Annotated in this window: 1 protein-coding gene; it reads left to right on the top strand. The window is 68.3% G+C overall.

The window, feature by feature from the left end:
• Window positions 1–449 precede the first annotated feature (449 nt).
• Window positions 450–2,921 (top strand): M14 family zinc carboxypeptidase, encoded by a 2,472-nt coding sequence (locus tag VFX99_RS07045; protein WP_329665593.1) that lies wholly within the window; start codon window positions 450–452, stop codon window positions 2,919–2,921.
• Window positions 2,922–3,057 lie beyond the last annotated feature (136 nt).

The raw sequence follows: 3,057 nt of genomic DNA, 5'->3' as shown, positions 1-3,057 counted from the left end.
CCAAGCCTGCGGCTGCTGAATTGGGCCCTGACCTGCGCAACATCGCTCGGAGATGTGGCTTGGTTTGCTTCCGGAAGCGCGAATCGGCCCACTTCTGCGGGGGTTTACGACTAGTAAACGTCCAGCGATTCGGGGCCTGCGCGGGTGACCCAGCCGCGCGGGTTGAAGGTGGAAGTCATCAACGGGGCAGCCGGCACCGGCGCCGGTCGCGTCTCGACGCGGTCGGAGGATCGATGACTGCAGGACCGACCACGAGCGGAGCCTGGCGCCTGACCGCCAGCCTCTCCTTGGGCGGCTGACTGCGGCCGATCCGTTGGCCCGTTTGGGCTATTGCCCCAGGGGCTCAGCCGTAGAACTGTGAAGTTCTTGCTCCTCTCGGGCGCATCACGGCAGGAGGCGCGCTTTCGCGTTTGCGATCACCATCCCCTGGGTCAAAGGAGACACCAGTGATGACTCGATTCTCGAACATGCGGCGGGCCTTGGTGCCCCTGTCCCTGACGGCAGCGGTCGTCGGCGTAGCGGCCTTGGGGACCCCCGCTCAGGGCAACTCGCCCGCCGCCATCGGGTCGACCGCAGCGGCAGACAGTCAGAAGGTCACGGCCGCGACGGCCGTCGACCGCTCGTGTCATGCGAAGTACGTCGGTGGGGCCACCGGCACGCAGACGGTCACGGCGACCGCGCCTTCCACGGGCCTCGTCCGCGCGCGCCTGTCGGGCGGTGGCGACTGGGACCTCGGCGTCTTCGACTTCAGCTCGGGGCGCACGATCGCCGGCTCGGCCGGCTTCGCGTCCAACGAGCTGGCGGAGGGCTTCGTCAAGAAGGGCCAGAAGCTGCGCGTGCAGGCGTGCCGCTTCCGCGGCAGCGCGTCGAGCGCCGACCTGTCGGTCGACTTCGTCGAGATCGCAGAGCGCTCCATCGGCAAGGTGAAGATCGTCGACGTCAGCACGCCCACCCGCAAGCAGAAGCAGCGGCTGCAGAGCCTCGGCCTCGATCTCACCGAGCACGGCGACTCGAACTCCGTCGAGGTCGTCCTGCATGGCACCGCCGACGAGCGCAAGCTGCGCGACGCCGGCTTCACCTACGGCGTCCGGATCGCCGATCTCGAGGCGCGCTCGAAGGCGGACAAGGCGGCCGACGCCAAGTTCGCGGCGTCGAACCCCAAGACCCAGCTGCCCAGCGGCAGCAACGCCTACCGCCATCTCGCCGACTACAACCTCGAGCTCAAGCAGCTGGCCATGCGCTATCCGGGACTCGTGAAGGAGCTGACGCTCAATCACGAGTCGCTCGAGGGCCGCGACGTCAACGGCATCGAGATCACCCAGGACCCGACCGCGCGGGACGGCAAGCCGATCTTCCTGCAGCTCGGCGTCCATCACGCGCGTGAGTGGCCGTCGTCGGAACACGCGATCGAGTTCGCGTACGACCTGCTGACTAACTACGGCACCAGCAGCCGTACGACGGACCTCGTCAACACCACGCGCACGATCGTCGTGCCGATCGTCAACCCCGACGGCTTCAACCTCTCGCGCGAGGCGCAGCACGCCGGCTTCAGCGCGTCCTTCGGCCTGTTCGACTACGAGATGAAGCGCAAGAACTGTCGGATCTCGACGACTACTCCGGCGCAGTACGCGAGCGGCACCTGCGGGGACAACGCCGCCGGGCGCCTGCGCGGCACCGACCCCAACCGCAACTACGGCGGCCTGTGGGGCGGCGGCGGCGCGAGCGTGAACTGGTCCAGCGACACGTTCCGCGGCGACGCGCCGTTCTCGGAGCCGGAGATCCAGAACATCCGCGAACTGCAGTCGACGCGCTCGATCACGAACCTCATCACGAACCACACGTTCTCCAACCTGGTGCTGCGTCCCCCGGGCGTCGCCGACATGGGCGCCCCGCTGGAGGAGTCGCTGTACAAGGCGCTCGGCGCGCGTATGACCAGCCACAACGGCTACGCGAACATCCCGGGCTACGGGCTCTACGACACGACGGGCAGCACCGAGGACTGGACGTTCTGGACCGCCGGCTCGCTCGGATACACGTTCGAGATCGGGCCGAACGGGTTCCACCCGCCGTACAACAACAGCGTGGTCGACGAGTATCTCGGCCGCGGCCAGACGGCGGGCGCCGGCAAGGGCGGCAACCGCGAGGCGTACTACGAGATGCTCGCGTCGACCAAGCAGGAGGACCTGCACTCGGTCATCGAGGGCTCGGCTCCGGCAGGCTCGACGCTGACGATCACCAAGACGGTCACCACCGAGACCTCGCCGGTCTGGAACGACGACTTCGGATCGGACATCGGGCCGGTCCAGACGTTCCAGGACACGCTGGAGTACTCGATGGTCACCGACGGCCCGGCGTTCGAGTGGAACGTCAACCCGTCCACGCGCCCGGTCGTCGCCGGACGCGACGGGCGCGATGCGCAGGGCCCGCCGCAGGATCCGATCGCGTTGCCCAACCCGGACGGCCAGCCGGGCGAGAACACTGGCGACCCGCTCGCGGGAGCGCACGAGGAGGTCGAGTTCGACGTCGCGGGCCTGCCGGCCGTCGACAACGGCAAGTTCACGGTCCACATCGACTGGGCCGACCCGAATACCGACTGGGACGTCTACGTCTACGACGCGGCGGGCAACGTTGTCGCGCAGTCCGCGTCGTTCGGCGACACGACCGAGGACGCGGTGCTCTTCGATCCGCCGGCGGGGACGTACACGGCCGTGATCGTCAACTACGACCAGGTCGACGGCCAGGCGTTCGACGACTGGGGCAACGGCGGTGTGACGTTCCAGAGCCCGCTCCCGCGCACCGAGACCGGGATCCAGGAGACGTGGACGCTCACCTGCGAGCGGCCAAACGGCACGTTCGGCTCGCCGATCGAGGTCTTCGTCGATCGCGGCGGGCGCGCCGACGTCGGAGACGCCTGCGCTTGATCGGGCGCTACAAGCAGTTCCGCAAGGGCATCGAACAACTCGATCAGGAAGGCGTCGTCCAGGTCCTCCGCTCCGCTGCGTGGCGTCCAGAGCCCGGTGCTCGCTGCGGTCGGCCCTGGCCTTTCGCCATGTCCAG

Source organism: Microbacterium sp. (assembly GCF_036277215.1).
Classification (GTDB): Bacteria; Actinomycetota; Actinomycetes; order Actinomycetales; family Microbacteriaceae; genus Microbacterium.
This window is presented reverse-complemented; position numbering and strand designations above follow the sequence as displayed.